This window comes from Dietzia massiliensis (genome assembly GCF_018390595.1).
In the GTDB taxonomy this organism is placed as follows: domain Bacteria; phylum Actinomycetota; class Actinomycetes; order Mycobacteriales; family Mycobacteriaceae; genus Dietzia; species Dietzia massiliensis.
The window spans coordinates 1-1626 of the sequence record NZ_JAHBAV010000122.1 but is presented as its reverse complement, the minus strand read 5'-3'; the positions used below and the strand labels follow the sequence as shown (position 1 = coordinate 1626).

The following is a 1626-nucleotide window of genomic DNA, read 5'->3' as shown; positions in this document are numbered from 1 at the left end:
GCGGCGCTGCGCGTTGAAGTCCAGGCCGAGGCGCGGCACGTTGCCCTGGATCACCGCGACCTCCACGGTGTCGGTGTGCTCCCCGGTCGGGGTGAGGGCGGCGCCGGCGACCAGGCCCACCGCGACGAGCGGGACCGCCAGGAGGCCGGCGGCCGCACGGACGGGCCGCCGACCGCTGTCGGTGTCGCGGCGGAGCAGGAGGAGGAGCGCCACCCCGAGGGCCGCGCCGACCGCGGAGACGACGAACCCGAGCAGCGGCGTCCCGCCGAGCGAGGCCAGCGGCAGCAGGGGGCCGTCGGCCTGTCCGAACGCCAACCGGCCCCACGGGAAGCCTCCCCACGGCCAGGACGACCGGATCCACTCCCACACCGACCACCAGCCGGCCACGCCGAGCACCGCGCCGAGCGCGCGTGCGACGGACCGCGGGCCGGGGTCGAGTCCGGCGCGCAGGATGACCACGGCGCCCGCGCCGAACGCGGCGAGGTAGAGGGCCTCGACCAGCGACAGGCCCCAGGAGGCGTAGGCGCCGACGTACATGCCGACCCACGGCACCAGCAGGAGGAAGAAGACCAGGCCGGAGACGAGGCCGAGGAGGGCGCCGGTGCGTGCCCGTGGCGGGCGGTCGCCGGAGGGGACCAGGACGACGACGAGGAGCGCGATCGCGAGAACCGCGGTCCACCACAGACCGACCGGGGGGAACGAGGCGGCCAGCAGCGCGCCGGAGGCGGCCGCGAAGGCCAGCCTCGTCATCAGGGGCATCAGACCGCGGGGCCGGCGGGCAGGCCGTCCACGACGAGCGCGCGGAGGACGGGGTCCGGGCCGGTGAGGTCGGGCATGGGCGGCACCCCCGACCGCGGGTCGGTGGACCAGCGCTGGACGGCGTCGTCGGCCGCGACCACGGCCAGCTCGCCTGTCTCCCATCGCGCGAAGGTGGCGGGCGCACCCGGGGTGAGGGTGCCGGCCGCACCGTCGCGGGCGCCGGCGGCGCGGCGGGCGCCACGGGTGGTGGCGGTGAACGCGGCCCGCGGGGACAGTCCGCGACCGCCCTCGACGGAGGTGAGCGCCCGCAGGGCGTCCCACGGTCGGACCTCGTCGCCGACCCGTGTCGACGCCGCCAGCGCGACGCCGGAGGCGGCGATGCGCACGAGGTCGGTGCCCGCCGGGTCGTCGACGAGCGGACGCAGCAGGACGATCGCGCCGACGGCGGCGAGGGCGGCGAGGGTCTCGTCGTCCGGGGCCGCCGCCCCGCCGGACACCGCTCCGATGAGGACCGGGGCGCACCGGGCGACCGCGGGCCCGCCGAGCTCGTCGGCCAGGCGGGTCAGTTCCGCGGCGAGGCGCGTCGGGTCCACCCCGGCGCCGAGGACGACCCGCTCCCCCGCGCGCACCTTCTCCTCGACCGCGGCGAGGTCGTCGAGAGTGTCCGTCCCGGGGCCCTCCGTGAGTGCGGCGGGGACGACTCCGCGGGCGGCGGCGGCCGCGAGGTCGAGTCCGTCGGCGAGGCACTCGACGAACGCCGGGGCGACCCAGTCCCCCGCCAGGTCGACCCGTTCGGCGTCCGGGAAGAGGGCGGGCCCCGGGGCGTCGGAGCCGGCCCACACGATGAGTCCGTTCTCGTGCGCCAGT

1 protein-coding gene and 1 pseudogene are annotated in these 1626 nt (G+C 78.2%); both read right to left on the bottom strand.

Going from position 1 to position 1626, the window contains the following annotated elements; all coding sequences use genetic code 11:
* Positions 1 to 750 (bottom strand): annotated as a pseudogene (locus KHA85_RS16400) (apolipoprotein N-acyltransferase); the annotation flags it as partial.
* 8 nt (positions 751 to 758) lie between these two features.
* A partial coding sequence (locus KHA85_RS16395) for an amidohydrolase family protein (RefSeq protein WP_213186620.1) occupies positions 759 to 1626 on the bottom strand: 868 nt, incomplete at its 5' end.